We start from the raw sequence: 16,308 nt of genomic DNA on the forward strand, positions 1-16,308 counted from the left end.
GAAAGACACCATGGATATCCCTTCCTTGCCCAACGTGAGCATTGCGCTGGCCCAGCATGTGGCGACGCTGGAGATCAATGCCGGCAGCTTCAATTTCCTGTCGCTGGAAGTCATGACGCAGTTGGCCGACGCCTGGGCCTGGTGCGACGGCGAGCCGGATTGCCGCGCCATCGTGCTGTGTTCCGCCGGTCACGTGTTCTGCGGCGGCGTCGATTTCAGGAGCCTGGCCGGTGCCGGTCAAGAACGCTCGCCGCAGCAGCTGTACCGCCTGGCCTTGCGCCTGGTGCAGGGGCGCAAGCCCTGCATTGCCGCAGTGCAAGGGGCGGCGGTGGGCGCCGGCCTGGGCCTGGCGATGTTGGCCGACCAGCGCGTGGCAGGCCCCAAGGCCAAGTTCAATGCCAGCTTCGCGCAGTTGGGTTTTCATGCCGGCTTCGGCCTGAGCGCCACCTTGCCGCACACCATCGGTTTGCAGGCGGCCAGCCGGATGCTGCTGATGGGCCAGCCGGTGGGCGCCGAGGAGGCGCTGCGGCTGGGGCTGGCGGACGCGGCGACCGACAATCAAGCGGCGCTGCGCGAGCTGGCCCTGGCCCGGGCCGGTGTCATCGCCGGCAATGCCCCGATCGCGGTGCAGGACATGCGCCAGACCTTGCGTGCTACGCTGATGAAAGACTTCGAGCTCGCCATCGAGCACGAGCTGGCGCTGCAACTCTCCCACATGCAGACCCGTGATTTCATCGAAGGCGTCAGCGCGCTGCTGGCCAAACGCGCGCCACGTTTTGTCGGCGCCTGAACAGCATGGAAAATATTTTTGACTACGTGGTCGTTGGTGGCGGCTCGGCCGGCTGTGTCATGGCCAGTCGCCTGAGCGAGGATCCGGACGTCACGGTGTGCCTGCTGGAAGCCGGCGCACCGGACCGCAGCCTGCTGATCCATATGCCGGCCGGCTATCCCGCCATGGTGCCGTCCAAGATCAACAACTGGGCCTTCGAGACCGTGCCGCAGGCCGGCCTGAACGGGCGCTGTGGTTACCAGCCGCGCGGCAAAACGCTGGGCGGCTCCAGCTCCATCAACGCCATGCTGTACGTCTGCGGCAACCGCTGGGACTACGACCACTGGGCCGCGCTGGGCAACCCGGGCTGGTCTTACGCCGACGTGCTGCCGTATTTCCGCAAGGCTGAAAACAACGAGGATTTTCACGACGCCTACCATGGCCAGGGCGGGCCGCTGAATGTGACACTGGTGCGCGAGCCCAGTCCGCTCAACGCCTTGTTTCTGCAATCGGCGCAGGCGGCGGGCATTCCCGTCATCGAGGACTACAACGGCGCGCAGCAGTTTGGCGCCTACATGTTCCAGGTGACGCAGAAGAGCGGCGAACGCTGCAGCGCCGCCAAGGGCTACCTGACGCCGCATCGGGGCCGACCCAACCTCACGGTGCTGACCGGCGTGCTGAGCGAGCGCCTGCTGTTCGAGGGGCGGCGCGCCATCGGCGTCAAGGCGCGCGCCGGCGGAGCGCCGCTGGAACTCCGGGCGCGCCATGAAGTGATCCTGTGCGCCGGCGCCTTCGGCTCGCCGCAACTGCTGGCCTTGTCGGGCATCGGGCCGGGCGCCCATTTGCAGAGCCTGGGTATCGCGACGCTGCACGACCTGCCGGGGGTTGGCGAGAACCTGCAGGACCACATCGACTACGTCTACTCGTACCGCTGCGCCAGCAACAACGCCACCTATGGCCTGTCGCTGCCCGGCGCACTGCGCATCGCCAAGGGCTTGTGGCAATGGAAGCGCCGGCGCAGCGGTCCGCTGACGACGCCCTACGCCGAGTCCGGCGCCTTCTTGCGCAGCAGCGCCGAGGTCGATGTGCCCGATCTGCAAATGGTCTTCATCGTCGCACTGGAGGACGACCATGCGCGCAAGATGCACCTGGGCCATGGCATCAGCAGCCGTGTCGCCCTGCTGCGGCCCAGCAGCCGCGGCACGCTGCGGCTGGCCTCGCCCGATCCGGCCGCGGCACCGCTGATCGATCCGCGTTTCTTCAGCGCGCCGGAGGATATTGCGGTCTTGACGCGCGGGGTGAAACAGATGTTTCGGGTGCTGGAGGGCGCGCCGCTGGCGGCCGTCCGCGGCCAGGCGCTGTACCCGGTCGATGCCAGTGATGAGCAGGCGCTGGAACAAAGCATACGCACCTTTTCCGACACCCAATACCACCCGGTGGGCACCTGCAAGATGGGCCGCGACGCACTGGCCGTGGTCGATGACAGATTGCGCGTGCACGGAATCGCCGGTTTGCGCGTGGTGGATGCCTCCGTCATGCCCACCATCGTCGGCGGCAACACCAACGCGCCGACCATCATGATTGCCGAGAAAGCGGCCGCCATGGTTCGCGCCGATGCCCGCGCCACCGGCGGCTAAGCGGCCGCGCGCAAGGGCCACCTTCACCCACCGAATCACAAACAGGAGACCAGCATGGGACAGGTAGTCGTCATTACAGGTGTCGCCGATGGCATGGGCAAGGAGGCGGCCAGGCTGCTGGCCGCGGCCGGCGACAGCATCGTCGGCTTCGACATCGATCAGGCCGGCATAGCCGCCTTGCAAATCGAACTCGATGAGATCTCGGGAGCGTCCGGACAAAGCCACTATCTGGTGGCCTTGAACATCACCGACCGCCCCGGCATCCTGCGCTTCCGGGACGAGGTACTGGCCAGGTACGCGCGGGTCGATACGGTACTCTCCAACGTCGGCATCGGGTTTTTTAGCCCGTTCGAGGAGGCCGATCTGGAGGCGGCCCAGAAGTGCCTCGAAATCAATGTGATCGGCACCGCGGCCATCTTTCAGGCCTTCATTCCGGCCATGCGTCGCCAGGGCGCCGGCAAGTTGATTGCGATGTCTTCCCTGGTGGGCCAGGTTCCCTTTCCCTTCGAATCGATCTACGCCGCCAGCAAGTTCGCGGTCGAAGGCATGGTGATGTCGATGCGTTATGAGCTTGCGCCGTTCGGCATTCGGGTCGCCCTGATCCAGCCGGCCCAAGTCTCGACCACTTTTGCCGCCAAGATCCACCAACTGCCGCCCCAGGGTTCGCCTTACCGGGAGCGGGCTGCGCGCTTCATCGCGCGCGACGACCAACTGATCAAGTCGGCACCGACGCCACTGCAAGCGGGCCGCAAAATCGCCGCCATCGTTCATCAGGAGCGACCGGCCTATTACCAGCAGCTCGACTTCATGAGCAGCTTCTTCTTGTTGCTCAACCGCTTTCTGCCGCTGTGGCTGCGCGACGCCATTCTGTTGAACCACATGGATATCAAATAGTGGCGCCTGGTTGCGGTCGGCACTGAAGACGGGAGAGCTTATGACTTACACGGGTATCACGCTGGTGACCGGGGCGAGCGGATTTGTCGGCCGTTGTCTGGTGCAACATCTGGCTTCCCTGGGCGTGCCGGTGCGGGCGACGGACCGAACGCGTCCTGAGAGCGCCTTTGGGCGTCAGCCCGGCGTCGAATTCATCGCCGCCGACCTGACCCGGCCCGACTCCCTGGCGCCCCTGTTTGCCGGGCCGGTGGACCGGGTTTTTCATTTGGGTGCCATCTGCAATTTCTCCACGCCTTTAGCCAAGCTCCATCCGGTCAATGTGCTGGGGGTGGAACGCATCACCCGACTGGCCCTCGATGCCGGCGTCAAGCGTTTCATCCAGGTAGGCTCCACCAGTGTCTACGGGCCTTATCCGGGGACGCCTTTGCGCGAAGACATGCCGCGCCGGCCGCAGGAGGACTACGGCACCAGCAAGCGCGACGGCGAGGATGTGGTCTGGAAGCGTATCGCCCAAGGGCTGCCGGCGCTCATTGCCCGGCCTTGCACGGTCTACGGCCCCGGCTGCACCGACGGTGCCGGCAAGGCCTTCTCGCGGGCGACCTCGATTGCCGCCATTCCGGGGCATGGCCGCCAGCGCCTGTCCAACATCCGGGTCGAGGACGTGGCGGCGGCGCTGGAATACCTCTCGCAACGTGATGATGCGGTGGGCCAAGCCTACAACCTGGCCGATGATTCCAGTCCGACGCTGCAACAGGCATTGACGATGGCGGCGCAGACTTTTGGCACCACCGTGCCCAAGCGCCATCTTCCCCTGTGGCTGCTCAAGCCGGTGGCCCGCGTCGATGGCCTGATCGCGGCCCGCCAAGGCCGCATCCCGGAGCTGGAATACGACGCCATCCGCTATCTTTACGACCATTACATCGTCGACAACAGCAAACTCAAGGCCACCGGCTATCGCTTGCGCTATCCCGATTTCCGGGCCTCCATGGCGCAAATGAAAGACCACCCTTCGGTCAGTCAAAGCTAAGCCGATCCTGCGTCCCAGACCTCGCGCAGCAAACGCAGAAAGTTGCCGCCCATGATTTTTTCGATACGCGAGCTGCTGTGCCCACGTTGTTGCAATAGTTCCGCCAGCCTCTGGAATTGTGTCGGGCCGCACAGGTCGGGTAGAAACAGCGCCACCGCTTCCCTCTCGCCGGCAGCGCCGACGCCGGCCTGTTTGCGTTGCGCCACATCCTGGCCCAGAAAGTGCAGGTAGTTGGCCAGATCGTCCACCGTGGTGACGTGGCCGTCGCTGCCGATGCCGACGTGGTCCTCGCCGCAGATCTTGATCGCGTGCTCAAGGTGGCGTAGCAGGTCGACGGCCATCGGCTGGCCTTGCTGGCGCAGAAACGGCATGCCGTAGAGGCCCAGGACGCCGCCTTTGGCGGCAAGTTGCCGCAGCACGGCATCGCTGGTGTTGCGCGGCAAGTCGGCCAGCGCCCGGCAGCCGGAGTGGCTGATGGCAACCGGCCGGGTCGCAACGCGCAGAACGTCGAGGCCGGTCTTCTCCGAGCCGTGGCTCAGATCCACCAGCACGCGCTGCACCTGCATCTGCGCCAGTACTTCATGGCCAAAGCGGCTGAGTCCCTGGTCGTGCGCCACCATGCAGCCATCGCCCACCCGATTGCGTCCGTTGTAGCTGAGTTGCATGACGCGCACGCCCAGTGCGGCATAGTGGGCCACGGACTGCGCGTCGTCGCCCAGCATCTCGCTGTTGTGGAAGCCATAGATCACGCCGACGCGCTCGCTGGCCTGCGCTGCCAGGATATCGCCCGCCGAGTGCACCTTCAGCAAGGCGTCGCTGTGTTCCGCGATGAAGGCGTCCCAGGCGCGGATGTCGTCCGCCGTCGTGCAGCGTGGGTCGGCGGACCCCAGCACGTGACCAATTGTCAAGTTCACTGCCGTAAGCCCCGATTGCCTGGCATCGGCCAGGGCCCTGGCGTCGACGCGGGCGCCGATACCGCTGCCGATCCGATCCAGCGTGCCGGCCCTGGCTGCCTCCAGCGCGACATTGGGGTTGGACAGCAGCCCTTGCAGGTTGATGACGGGGTAGGGCATCACGCTCATCGCGCTTCCTTGCTGGTTAGGGAAATTTGCCATTCTAGGAAGGTCGAGGTGGACCCGGCCGGGGCAGGTCGGTACATGATGTCCAATCGTCGGCGTTTGATGCCTGTCAATGCCGCTACGCCAGTCGCGGCTAAGCTGTAGCCTGGTCGGTGTCTCAGCAGAAGGGCTTGCGCCGTGGCCGTGCTGCGACACCGGCGGACTGACGTCAAGGGTCAAGCGTGCCCGGGCGGAACAGAGTCCACCCTCCTTCATCGGCGCGGCGTGCGAAAGGCGATGGCATTGAATTTCCCATCGGTCATGCAGACCCAGGTCCTGATCATCGGCGGCGGCGTCACCGGCACGGCGCTGGCGCGCGACCTGGCCTTGCGCGGCGTCGAATGCATGCTGGTCGAGCAGGACGACCTCAACGCCGGCGCCTCGGGGCGCAATCACGGCCTGCTGCACAGCGGCGCGCGCTATGTCGCCGGCGATTCGGCGGCGGCGATGGAGTGCCGCGCCGAGGGCGCCATTCTCAAGCGCGTGGCGGCCCAGACGATCCAGGATACCGGCGGCTATTTCGTCGCCGTGCAAGGGGACGACGAACGCTACATCGCCGACTTCCCGTCGCACTGCGCACGCTCGGGCATCACGGCGCGCGCGGTGGATGTCGCCGCGGCACGGGCCCAGGAGCCGGCGCTCTCAGAACGCACGATCGCCGTGTTCGAGGTGCCCGATGCCGCCATCGACCCGTTCCGGCTCTCGCTGGAGAGCATGGCACAAGCGCGCAGCCTGGGCGCCCGGCTGCTGCGGCGCACTCGCGTGGTGGGCTTCGAGCGCGAGGGGCGACGCATTCGCGCGGTGCGCCTTCAGCCCCGGGCCGGGGGGCCGGAGCTGCGGATCGAAGCCGCGCAGGTGGTCAATGCGGCGGGTGCCTGGGCGCGGGAAGTGGCGCTGCTGGCTGGCGCGGCTATCGCCATGACTTATTCCAAGGGAACGCTGCTGGTCACGCACACACGCCTGGCCAGTCGCGTGCTCAACCGCCTGCGCCGGCCCGGCAACGGCGACATCCTGATGCCCGGCGGCACGGTCTCCATCATCGGCACCACGTCGACGCGGGTCGACTCACTGGAAGACGTTCGCCCCACGACCGCCGAGGCCGACCTGATCATCGATGAGGCCGCTCCGATGCTGCCGGCGCTGGCGACGACGCGCTTCATTCGCGCTTACGCTGGCGTGCGTCCGCTGCTGGGCGCCGCGGATGCGGCGGACAGCCGGGCGGTGTCGCGCGGCTTCGCCTTGTTCGACCACCAGGAGCACGGTCTGGACAACTTCGCCACCCTCACCGGCGGCAAGCTCACCACCTGCCGGCTGATGGCCGAACGCGCCGCCGATCTGGTCTGCCGGCGCCTGGGCGTAACAAGCCCTTGCGTCACCGCCACCACGCTGTTGCCGCAGGCGGCGGAATGTGCCTGGACCGCGCCCGGGCATTCGGCGCGCGAGTGGATGGCTTCCCGCAGGCCGAATGAGGCGCTGCTGTGTGAATGCGAAATGGTGCCGGCCAGTGCCGTCGATGCCATCCACGCCGCCTTGCGTGCGGCCGGCGACAGCCCGACACTGACCGACATAGGTTTGCGCAGCCGCGTCGGCAAGGGCGCCTGCCAGGGCGGCTTCTGCACCGTGCGCATGGCGGCCCACCTGTATCAAAAAGGCGATTTTCAGGCGCGCCGTGGCCTGGCCGAGATGCTTGACTTCGTCGCTGAACGCTGGCGCGGCCAGCAGGCCGTCCTCTGGGGCGAGCAGCTGGCCCAGGCCGAGTTGGCGGAGGCGCTGCATTGCGGCCTGTTCGGCGAAGAGTTGCGTGAGGAAACACCGTGAGCGACGGAGCGGTCAAGCGCTACGACGTCGCCGTCATCGGCGCCGGCATGGCGGGCATGGCGGCGGCCCTGTTTGCCGCACAGCGGGGCCTCTCCTGCATCCAGGTCGGCAGCGGCGGCGGCATTCTGTTCGCCAGCGGGTTGCTGGATCTGCTGGCGGTCCACCCGGTCGTGGAGCGGCGCCTGTGGCAATCGCCTTACGCCGCCTTGGCAGCCCTGGCGCGCGAGCAACCCGAGCATCCTCTGGCGCGGGTAGCTCCGGTCGCTATCCGCGCCGCCTTCGAGCGCTTTGTCGCGGCCCTGGCCGGCGCCGGGATGGCTTACGCCCCGCTGGGGGAGCGCAACAGCCAGTTGCTGACATCGATAGGGACGGTCAAGACCACCTTGGGCGTGCCGCTGACCATGGTTGCCGGTGTAGCCGCGCTGGAGCGGCGGCCAGCCTGCCTGCTGGTGGATTTCCGCGGCCTGCGCGAGTTCAGCGCGCGACAGATTGCAGAGACGCTGGCCCAGCGCTGGCCGGATCTGCGGCACCAGCGGATCGACTTTCCGGGCTTCGAAGCCGTGCCGGAGGTCTACGCCGTGCATCTGGCACAGGCCCTGGAAAGCCGGGAAACGCGCGAGCGCACGATTGCACTCATCAAGCCGCAGCTGGGCGATGCGCGTGCAGTGGGACTGCCGGCGGTGCTGGGTCTGGCGCGCTCGCGCGAGGTCCACGCGGCCTTCGAGGCGGGCTTGGGCCTGCCGGTGTTCGAGATCCCGACCATGCCGACCTCGGTGCCCGGGCTGCGCTTGCTGGGCGCATTGGAAGCGGCGGTTTCGTCGCTGGGCGTGCTGCGACGCCAGCAGACCCGCGTGCGGGCGCTGACATGGGATGGCAGCAAGGCCCTACTGGACCTCGAAGGCGTTCCCGGCGGCGAGCGCGTATGCGCCAGCGCGGTGGTGTTGGCGACCGGGCGCTTCAGCGGCCAGGGACTGACGGCCGATCGGCAATGCGTGCGTGAGAGCCTCTTGAGCTTGCCGGTGCAGCAACCGGCCGCGCGTGACGCCTGGCATCAGCGCGACTTTCTGGACCCGGCGGGCCACGCCATCAACCGCGCCGGATTGAGTGTGGACGACGCCTGGCGGCCGCTGGACGCCAGCGGGCAGCCGGCCTGGACTAGACTGTTCGCTATCGGCTCGATCCTGGCGCAGCAGGACTGGATGCGCGCCAAGTGCGGCTCCGGACTGGCCATTGCCACCGCCTGGGCGGCCATAGCGCAGCTCACGCAGCAACTGCGTGGAACCGAGGCTGGCTAGCATCATGTCGCACACGCTTTTTCAGAACGCTCTGAACGCATCGCTGCTGCTGTGCGCGCTGGGCTTGCTGTGGCGCGTGTCGGCCTGGTTGCGGCTGCGTATCGGGTCCGACGCGCAAGCGGTGACGCCGGCGCAGCGGCTGCATGCGTTGCTGCGGGGCGCTGCCGCGGCACTGTTCAGCCGACGCGTGTTTCAAGTGCTCGGTGCCTTGTGCCTCGACGTGCTGTTGCAGCGTCGCTTGTACCGGCGCGACAAGCCGCGCTGGCTGGCACACCTGCTCATGTTTGCCGGGTTCATGCTGTTGCTGCTGATGCATGCCCTCGCGGCCTTTGTGGCAGTGAAGCTGTTCCCGGGCTACGAGTCGACGCGAAATCCCTATCTGTTCCTGCGCAATCTGTCCGGGGCGATGGTCGTGGTCGGCCTGGCACTGTTCCTGTTCGGGCGGTGGCGCCGGCGCACGCGCTTTCCGCCGGCGCGAGGGCCCCTGGCCGCGGCCTTTGTTGCGCTGCTGGGGTTTGTGCTGGTGACGGGCTTTCTGCTGGAAGCCGACAAGATCGCCTCACCGCAGGCTTTTTACCGCATGGCCAAGGAGTTCAACGGCAGCACCGATCCAGCCGAGCTAATGCCGCTGCGCGCCCTCTGGGCCAGCGAGTTCGGCGTGGCGTTCGACGACCTGAAGGAGCCGGTCGCAGCGGACGTGATGCGACAAGGGCGCGCCATGCATGAGGCCGACTGCGCAACCTGCCACGCCAGAGCCGCCTCCGCGTTTGTCTCCTACCCGGTCTCCCGCGTGCTGGCGCCGCTGGCGGCTGTCCTGGACCGGGGGCATGCAGAGACTTGGCTGCTCTATCTCCACGTGTTCGCCTGTTTCATTGGCCTGGCGACGCTGCCCATCACCCGCTTTTTCCACGCCGTCGCCGCCCCGGTCAGTCTGATGGTCAACGGTGCGGCGCCGGGTCGGGCGTTCTCCAGCGCTGGACGGGCGTCGCGGCGGGCACTGGCACTGGAGGCTTGCGTGCGTTGCGGCATCTGCGATGCGCACTGCTCGGTGGCGCCGCTGGCACGTTATCTGGACAACCCCTATCTGCTGCCCTCGCACAAGCTCATCGTCACCGGCGCGCTGGCCGGCGGTCGCTTGCAGCGCGCCGGCCGCGAAGACGAAAGCCTTCGGGTTGCCGAAGGCGCTTTTCTCTGCACCGACTGTGGACGCTGCACCAGCGAGTGCCCGGTGGGGCTGGACCTGGAAGACCTGTGGCAGGCCGGGCGCGCCGACCTCACCGCCGCGGGCCTGCCAGCGCCGGCGCAGTGGGTGCGGGCACGTCCGGCCCTGGCCTGGGCCGAGTCCTTGCAGAGCGATTCCTGGCCGCGCAGCTTTTTCGATCCGGATGCCTCTCATGCACCGCTGTCGGCGAATCGCAGCAGCTTCTCACGCTGCGTCCAGTGCCAGACCTGCAGCAACGTCTGCCCGGTGGTGGCGCACAGCACAGACCCCGCCTGCGGCGTCGATCTGACCCCGCAGAAGGTGATGAACCTGCTGCGCTTGGGTCTGCGCGACCTCACTCTGGGCTCAAGCATGGTCTGGAGTTGCGCCAGTTGCTACCAGTGCCAGGAGCACTGCCCCGAGGGCATACGCGTGGCCGACATCATGCTCGAGTTGCGCGCGCTGGCGGTGCAGCGCCTGGGCACCGTGCGCAGTCGGAGGGCGCTGGCATGACCGCCGTGAAATACGCGCTGTTCCTGGGCTGCAAGATCCCCGCGCGGCTGCCGGCCTACGCCGCGTCCACCCGCGCCGTGTTGCAGCATCTGGGCGTCACGCTGGTCGATCTGGAATTCAACTGCTGTGGCTATCCGGCCCGGGACGTCAGCCGCGACGCCTTCGTGCTGGCCGCCGCCCGCAACCTGGCGCTGGCCGAGCAAGCCGGCCTGGACCTGCTGACGCCTTGCGCCTGCTGCTTCGGCACTCTGCGCCATGCCATCACTTTCCTGGAAGAGGACGCAGCGCTGCGCTCGCGCGTGACCCAGGCGCTGGCCGCCGAGGGCCTGACCTGGTCGGGCCAGGCACAGGTCGAGCACGTGTTGCCGGTGCTGGCCAAAGTGATCGGAGTCGACGCGCTGGCCGCCGCGGTGCGCGCGCCGCGCTCCGGTCTGCGGGTCGCTGCCCAGTACGGTTGCCACACGCTGCGCCCCAGCAACGTGGCGCGATTCGACAACCCGATGGCGCCGACGCTGTTCGAAACCTTGATCCGCCTGACCGGCGCGACACCCATCGACTGGCCCAGGCGGCTGGATTGCTGCGGCGATCCGCTGCATGGGGCCAACACCCCGCTGTCGGAGCAAATCACGCGCGCCAAGATCGCCGATGCCCTGGCGTCCGGTGCCCAAGTGATGTGCACCGCCTGCCCGCACTGCCATCTGCGCTTCGATGGGGTGCAGGCGGACGTTGCCGACCCGTCGCTTCGCACCCTGCTGTACACCCAATTGTTGGGACTGGCACTGGGCCTGCCAGAGAAATCCCTGGGGCTTTAGTACTCCGGATCTTTCCCGAAAGGATGGCATGCCAAACGCCGTTCAGCGTAGCGGGTGGATCAGGCCGGTGGGGCACTCAGCTCCGTGTCCCCCGCCCTGCGGGCTCCTCCTTTACCTGCGCTAAGTGCCCCACCGACCTGGTCTCTCGTGCAGGGTTGGTGTGCGACCGGCGCAAACCACAGACGCTTGCCGCCGATCGCGGGGGTAGCACGATTTTCTGACCGCACCGCATTCATGGCTGGGCTTCGGCAAGGTAGCTTGCCTCCGAACCGGCCCCACGCGAAGGATTCAGCAAGTGGACCAGCTTGACCTCGCCCGCGCCGATCGGCGCTGCCTGACCGGGCCGGGGCAGCGCGATCTTATCGAGCGGCACCGGCCCGGCGCCGCTCGCCAGCAAAGCCAGGCCCCAAGTGCCGTTGGCAAGCTGCACCACAGCGAAACGATCTCCCTCGGCAATGCGTGACAGCAAGCCAACCGATTTGGCAATGGCGGGCGTGGCCTGCGCCGCGTAGACGGTGCGAACCACCGCCTTGTCCGGCTCGGAGGCGAAGCTTGATGCCGTCCAGCAAACTGCAAGCTGCAGCGTCGCCGTGATTGAAATGAGGCGTGCGCTTTTTTTCATACCCTGATCCCTTTTTGGTGACAGGCTTTGATGCTAGCGAAGTCGCTGCCGCTTGTATGTCCCCAGAACTGGGGACAAAGGGCACCGACAATGGTCCCAGGTAACTGGAACTACCGGCGACATTGCCGGCAGTCGATATGTGGCAATATTTGACTCTCGCCGAGTCGCAAGGCGATTGTTAACCCTCTCCGAAGGTTGCTTCATATGCAAGATATCCCCATCTCCCTCATCCGCGTGGCGCTGGTTGAGGACGATGTCAATTTTCAGAATGCGCTGATGGATGCGATGCGCGGCGCCCCGGACATGAAACTGCTGAGCGTGGCGGGAACGCGGGCGCAGGGCTTGCAGGCGCTGGATCAGGTGCAGATCGATGTGCTGTTGGTCGATCTGGGCCTGCCGGACGGCTCCGGCATCGACGTCATCCGGGCCGCGCATGCGAAGCAGCCGGGCTGCAACATCATGGTCAGCACCACGTTCGGCGACGAGACCCATGTGATGCAATCGCTGGAAGCGGGGGCTTCGGGCTATTTGCTCAAGGACAGCGAGCCGCAAAGAATGATTTTTGAAATCCGCAGTCTGTACGCGGGAGGCAGTCCGATCAGCCCGCTGATTGCGCGCCAGATTCTGACGCGCTTCCGGCACAACGACAAACCTGCCACCGCCTTGGCGAAGCCGAATGCCACCGAACAGCAAATCCGCCTGTCGGCACGCGAAAAGGAAGTGCTGGAGTTCATCACGCGCGGTTATACCTCGGACGAAATCGCCGAGCTGATCAGCGTCTCGCGCCATACCGTGCTCACCTACGTGCGGCGCATCTACGCAAAGTTGGAGGTCACCTCCAAAACCGAGGCGATTTTCGAGGCACGCAAACAGGGCTTGCTGGATGATTAGTCTGGCGCGCTTTCTTCAAAAGGATAACCCGCTGCGCCTGGCGGAAGACCGCATCCTGGTAGAACAATTGCGACTGTTGATGGGCAATGTGGGCAGCTCGGTTATTCCCGCGTTTCTGCTGGCGCTTCTGATGTTGTGGGTGTTGAACAACCACGGCAATTCGGCAGGCCTGTTGCTGTGGTGCGCAGCGGTGATCCTGTCGAAACTGATCTGCTACGTCCATGCGCGCCGCCATCTTGCTTCCGATATTTCATTCACGCATGCACGTCGTCTGGCTTGGGAGTTGATGCTTTTGAACGCGGTGGATGGCGCACTCTGGGGTGCGCTGGCGTGGGTCACATTGGACACATCCACGACGGCGGGCAGCATTCTGGTGGTTTCGGTGACGGCGGGTATCGCGGGCAGCTCCATGTCGCTTCTGTCGCCGGTGCTGCCGGTGTTCGTCATATTCGCTTTTGCCGAACTGGCCGCCGTGGCGTCAAAAGTGTTTTTGCTGGGTGATCCCGCCTATAACGCCTTGGGCGTTGCCGGAATTTTATTCATCGCAACATTGCTTGGTCAGGCACGCAACAGCTATCTCGCTGCGCGCGTGACGATTGATCTGCGTTTCGAGCTGGCGGATAGCCACAGGCGCCTGCGCGAAATCGAACAGCGGCAGATGCTGGCACAGGAACGCCAGCGCCTGATGCAGGACATGCACGACGGCCTGGGCTCGTCGCTGGTCAGCGCGTTGCGTGTGGTGGAGCACGGACAGATGGGTGAGTTTGAAGTGGCGCAGGTGCTCAAAGGTTGCATCGACGATCTCAAGCTGGCGATCGATTCGCTGGAGCCGGTGGAAGCCGACTTGCTGCTGTTGCTGGCAACGCTGCGCTTCCGTCTCGGACCGCGCCTGGAAAGCACCGGCATTGCTTTGCGCTGGGAAGTGACCAGCGTGCCCAGCCTCGAATGGCTCAACCCGAAAATAGCGCTGCACATTTTGCGCATCCTGCAGGAGGCGTTCACCAACATCATCAAGCACACGCAAGCCACGGAGATACGCGTCACCACTCCCGTCGATGGCAGTCATGTCGTGGTGTGCATCGTCGATAACGGCGCAGGGTTCTCGGTCGCTGACGCGCTCAGGAATGGCGGCAAGGGGTTGTCAAACCAGCAGCGCCGCGCTCAAGCCATCGGCGCGGAGGTGGGCTGGGAATCGAGCCACGCGGGAAGTTGTTTCAGTTTGCGCTTGCCCATCGGGAAGACGGTGAATTGAACGGGCGCTGAGCACCCCACCAACCTGATCTTTCATGCAGGGTTGGTGTGCGACCGGCGCAAACCACAGGCGCTCGCCGCCGAGGGTGCTGCGGTGGGTGGCGCAGCGAAATGCCAAACCCCGTTCGGCATAGCGGGAGGATCAGTCCGGTGGGGTACTCAGCTCCGCGGCTGTCCCCCGACCTGCGGTCTCCTCCTTTATGCCGCTGCGCTGAGTGCCCCGCCAGCCTGATCTTCCAGCAGGGTTGGTGTGCAGCCCGCGCGAACCACCAACGCTCGTCGCCGAGGGCGCTGGGGTGGGTGGCGCAGCGTGGACTTGGGGTTTTGCCAAATAGAGGGGGAGGCCGAAGGCCGGCGGACATTCGCGGAGCCACCCACCCAAGCACCCTCGACCCACACATGCATGACCACGTTTCGACGACCACCATGGAGCGCGAAGAGCTGCTGCTCCGCCGAGCTGAACTACGGGAGCGGGCGACCCTTGCCCTGGGTACCTTCGGCGCGCGCCGAAAGATAGGCGTAGAGATCCACAATATGGGCGTTCACGCTGGGTTCGCCTTGCCAGGCGGGCATCATGAGGCCAGGCCCCCTGCGTTGCAGGATTTCCTCGATCAAGGCGTCCAAGGCCGCGCTTTCGCTTCCTGCCTGAGTCGGCGGAAGATTCCAGTCGTAGCGCTTGAGCACCAGCCCGACGAACCTGCGTGCGCCCATCTGCCGAACCAGGGGCAGCAGATCCGGACCGATTGCGGTTCCGGTCGCATCGGGTCCGTGACAGCTGGCGCAGCGGTCCTGGAACACGCGCCACCCGGTGTAGACAGAGCCCGGCGGTCTGGACAGCCGCGCGACCTCTTGAGCCGCCTGTCGGTTCGCCAATTCGACGCCCACCTGGCCCGCGCATCCGGCCAACAGCAGGGCCGACGCGAGAACACCGCAGCACCGGACGGTGCGACCTATTGCCGACGTCCGACCGGAGGTCGGCTGCACAGAAAACATTGAAAACTTTGCCACTGTTGCCACCTATTTGCATCATCTTTGCGGCAGCCTAATCGGATCGGTCTGGCCCGGCTTGCGACTTGTCAAGCATTGCGCAAAACACCCGGATCGAGGCCTGGGCAGAAGGACTGCGGCAGATAGTCAGAACAGGTCGGCTCGAAGGCGCGGCGTCAATGGAGGACCGGGATTGCTAAAACAGTTGATCCGGTATTCCTGTCGCATCGGCAGCTCGCTGCGCAGATGACAAGGGCGTTGCCGCAGCGTTGGGGTCCAAGGCGCCAGTGGTGTCGGTCTTCACCAGCGAGCCCACACGCACTCCCAGCAAGCGCAGGCGTTGTGTCAGCGGCACGCGTTTCAGGCACAGTCCGGCGGTGTGGCGAATGGTTTTGGCGTCGGCGATGTGGCGCTCCAGCGTCTGGTCGCGCGTCACGCCCTTGAAGTCGCTGTAGCGCAACTTGATGCCTATGGTTTTACCGGCGTAGCCCTTGCGCTGCAAATCATCGGCCACCTGCTGGCACAGGCGGGTGAAGATGGCACCCAGCTCGGCTTTGTCGCGCACCGCGTGCAGGTCGCGATCGAAAGTGGTCTCGCGGCTGATCGACACCGGCTCGCTCTCCAGCACCACGGGCCGCGTGTCGCGGCCATGGGCAGCGTCGAACATCCAGGCGCCGGTTTTCTGGCCGAAATGGTCAATCAGCCAGCCCAGTTCCTGTTGCGCCAACTGGCCAATGGTTTGAATGCCCAGGCCTTGCAGTTTTTCATCCGCCTTGGGGCCTATGCCGTTGATCTTGCGGCAGGCCAGCGGCCAGATCTTGTCCGCCAGATCTTCCTCATGGACGATCGAAATCCCCTTTGGTTTGTTGAACTCGCTGGCCATCTTGGCCAGCAGCTTGTTGGGCGCCACGCCGACCGAGCAGGTCAGGCCGGTCTGGTCGAAGATGGCTTTCTGGATCAGCCGCGCCAGCACGCGGCCGCCTTCGCGCTGGCCGCCCGGGACGTCGGTGAAGTCGATGTAGACCTCGTCCACGCCGCGATCTTCCATCAGCGGTGCGATCTCCAGGATGATGGCCTTGAAAGCGCGCGAGTATTTGCGGTATTCGGCGAAATCCACCGGCAGCAGAATGGCTTGCGGGCACAGCTTGGCGGCTTTCATCAAGCCCAGTGCCGAGCCGACACCAAACTGGCGCGCCGCGTAGGTGGCTGTGGTGATGACGCCGCGTCCGGTGTAGTCCTTGAGCCGGGGGAAGGCGTCGAGCGCAATCCGGTGCAGGGGTAGTTCGCTCTGACCATCCGTCAGCGCCGCGTCGACCGGCCGGCGGCCGCCGCCGATCACGACCGGCAAACCCTTGAGTTGCGGGTAGCGCAGCAGCTCCACCGACGCATAGAAGGCGTCCATGTCGAGGTGGGCGATGCGGCGTATCTTTTCGCTCATGGGCCAAGGATAGCGCTGAAACCGGGATGTTCTGT

The 16,308-nt window shown here is 65.7% G+C and carries 14 protein-coding genes; 10 read left to right on the forward strand and 4 right to left on the reverse strand.

The features are described 5' to 3' along the window. Positions 1-10: 10 nt before the first annotated feature. From PHS32_RS12495 to PHS32_RS12510, 4 genes are read left to right on the forward strand one after another with little or no spacing between them, the layout of a single operon-like run. Positions 11-790, forward strand: coding sequence for an enoyl-CoA hydratase/isomerase family protein (locus tag PHS32_RS12495; protein ID WP_301079319.1), 780 nt, complete (start codon positions 11-13; stop codon positions 788-790). 5 nt (positions 791-795) lie between these two features. Further along, on the forward strand, positions 796-2,406 hold the full coding sequence (locus PHS32_RS12500) for a GMC family oxidoreductase N-terminal domain-containing protein (RefSeq protein WP_301079321.1): 1,611 nt from the start codon (positions 796-798) through the stop codon (positions 2,404-2,406). A gap of 54 nt (positions 2,407-2,460) precedes the next feature. Further along, the gene (locus PHS32_RS12505) at positions 2,461-3,300 is read left to right on the forward strand and encodes an SDR family NAD(P)-dependent oxidoreductase (protein WP_301079323.1); all 840 of its coding nucleotides are present in this window, start codon (positions 2,461-2,463) and stop codon (positions 3,298-3,300) included. A 40-nt stretch (positions 3,301-3,340) separates the two neighbouring features. Further along, the gene (locus PHS32_RS12510; RefSeq protein WP_301079325.1) at positions 3,341-4,327 is read left to right on the forward strand and encodes an NAD-dependent epimerase/dehydratase family protein; all 987 of its coding nucleotides are present in this window, start codon (positions 3,341-3,343) and stop codon (positions 4,325-4,327) included. Here PHS32_RS12510 and PHS32_RS12515 read toward each other — a convergent pair. Next, the gene (locus PHS32_RS12515; protein ID WP_301079326.1) at positions 4,324-5,409 is read right to left on the reverse strand and encodes a membrane dipeptidase; all 1,086 of its coding nucleotides are present in this window, start codon (positions 5,407-5,409) and stop codon (positions 4,324-4,326) included. The two genes, PHS32_RS12510 and PHS32_RS12515, sit on opposite strands and share 4 nt — an antisense overlap. Before the next feature lie 279 nt (positions 5,410-5,688). Between PHS32_RS12515 and glpA the strand changes: the two genes are divergently transcribed. Genes glpA through PHS32_RS12535 form a run of 4 tightly spaced genes read left to right on the forward strand, consistent with a single transcriptional unit; the run spans position 5,689 to position 11,084 of the window. Further along, positions 5,689-7,263 (forward strand): anaerobic glycerol-3-phosphate dehydrogenase subunit A, encoded by a 1,575-nt coding sequence (gene glpA, locus PHS32_RS12520; RefSeq protein WP_301079328.1) that lies wholly within the window; start codon positions 5,689-5,691, stop codon positions 7,261-7,263. Then, a complete protein-coding gene (gene glpB / locus PHS32_RS12525; RefSeq protein ID WP_301079329.1) occupies positions 7,260-8,558 on the forward strand; it encodes a glycerol-3-phosphate dehydrogenase subunit GlpB in 1,299 nt (432 codons plus the stop codon). Before glpA ends, glpB begins: the two co-directional genes overlap by 4 nt. Before the next feature lie 4 nt (positions 8,559-8,562). Next, positions 8,563-10,272: a 4Fe-4S dicluster domain-containing protein gene (locus PHS32_RS12530; RefSeq protein WP_301079331.1), complete on the forward strand. Its 1,710-nt coding sequence runs from the start codon at positions 8,563-8,565 to the stop codon at positions 10,270-10,272. Further along, on the forward strand, positions 10,269-11,084 hold the full coding sequence (locus PHS32_RS12535; protein ID WP_301079333.1) for a CoB--CoM heterodisulfide reductase iron-sulfur subunit B family protein: 816 nt from the start codon (positions 10,269-10,271) through the stop codon (positions 11,082-11,084). Before PHS32_RS12530 ends, PHS32_RS12535 begins: the two co-directional genes overlap by 4 nt. Before the next feature lie 232 nt (positions 11,085-11,316). On the opposite strand, the gene PHS32_RS12540 is transcribed toward PHS32_RS12535, so the two are convergent. Beyond that, positions 11,317-11,706 carry a hypothetical protein gene (locus PHS32_RS12540; protein WP_301079334.1) on the reverse strand — a complete coding sequence of 130 codons (390 nt, stop codon included), beginning with the start codon at positions 11,704-11,706 and terminating at the stop codon, positions 11,317-11,319. A gap of 204 nt (positions 11,707-11,910) precedes the next feature. Between PHS32_RS12540 and PHS32_RS12545 the strand changes: the two genes are divergently transcribed. Further along, a complete protein-coding gene (locus PHS32_RS12545) occupies positions 11,911-12,597 on the forward strand; it encodes a response regulator transcription factor (protein ID WP_301079335.1) in 687 nt (228 codons plus the stop codon). A gap of 67 nt (positions 12,598-12,664) precedes the next feature. Next, the gene (locus PHS32_RS24245; RefSeq protein WP_366143479.1) at positions 12,665-13,849 is read left to right on the forward strand and encodes an ATP-binding protein; all 1,185 of its coding nucleotides are present in this window, start codon (positions 12,665-12,667) and stop codon (positions 13,847-13,849) included. Between the two features lie 461 nt (positions 13,850-14,310). Here PHS32_RS24245 and PHS32_RS12555 read toward each other — a convergent pair whose 3' ends face one another. Together PHS32_RS12555 and PHS32_RS12560 are read right to left on the reverse strand one after the other, a co-directional pair. Beyond that, positions 14,311-14,841, reverse strand: a complete 531-nt coding sequence (locus PHS32_RS12555) for a c-type cytochrome (protein WP_301079337.1) — start codon at positions 14,839-14,841, stop codon at positions 14,311-14,313. Between the two features lie 190 nt (positions 14,842-15,031). Then, on the reverse strand, positions 15,032-16,273 hold the full coding sequence (locus tag PHS32_RS12560) for a DNA polymerase IV (RefSeq protein WP_301079339.1): 1,242 nt from the start codon (positions 16,271-16,273) through the stop codon (positions 15,032-15,034). Between the last annotated feature and the right edge of the window lie 35 nt (positions 16,274-16,308).

The sequence above is a fragment of the Rhodoferax sp. genome (assembly GCF_028714215.1).
GTDB lineage: Bacteria > Pseudomonadota > Gammaproteobacteria > Burkholderiales > Burkholderiaceae_C > Rhodoferax.

Excerpts from the sequence above, each read along its gene's own strand:
- PHS32_RS12515 (WP_301079326.1), bottom strand. The coding sequence starts at position 5,409 with ATGAGCGTGATGCCCTACCCCGTCATCAACCTGCAAGGGCTGCTGTCC.
- PHS32_RS12560 (WP_301079339.1), bottom strand. The coding sequence starts at position 16,273 with ATGAGCGAAAAGATACGCCGCATCGCCCACCTCGACATGGACGCCTTC.
- PHS32_RS12540 (WP_301079334.1), bottom strand. The coding sequence starts at position 11,706 with ATGAAAAAAAGCGCACGCCTCATTTCAATCACGGCGACGCTGCAGCTT.
- PHS32_RS12505 (WP_301079323.1), top strand. The coding sequence starts at position 2,461 with ATGGGACAGGTAGTCGTCATTACAGGTGTCGCCGATGGCATGGGCAAG.
- PHS32_RS12555 (WP_301079337.1), bottom strand. The coding sequence starts at position 14,841 with ATGTTTTCTGTGCAGCCGACCTCCGGTCGGACGTCGGCAATAGGTCGC.
- PHS32_RS12495 (WP_301079319.1), top strand. The coding sequence starts at position 11 with ATGGATATCCCTTCCTTGCCCAACGTGAGCATTGCGCTGGCCCAGCAT.
- PHS32_RS12535 (WP_301079333.1), top strand. The coding sequence starts at position 10,269 with ATGACCGCCGTGAAATACGCGCTGTTCCTGGGCTGCAAGATCCCCGCG.
- PHS32_RS12500 (WP_301079321.1), top strand. The coding sequence starts at position 796 with ATGGAAAATATTTTTGACTACGTGGTCGTTGGTGGCGGCTCGGCCGGC.
- PHS32_RS12510 (WP_301079325.1), top strand. The coding sequence starts at position 3,341 with ATGACTTACACGGGTATCACGCTGGTGACCGGGGCGAGCGGATTTGTC.
- PHS32_RS12545 (WP_301079335.1), top strand. The coding sequence starts at position 11,911 with ATGCAAGATATCCCCATCTCCCTCATCCGCGTGGCGCTGGTTGAGGAC.
- PHS32_RS12530 (WP_301079331.1), top strand. The coding sequence starts at position 8,563 with ATGTCGCACACGCTTTTTCAGAACGCTCTGAACGCATCGCTGCTGCTG.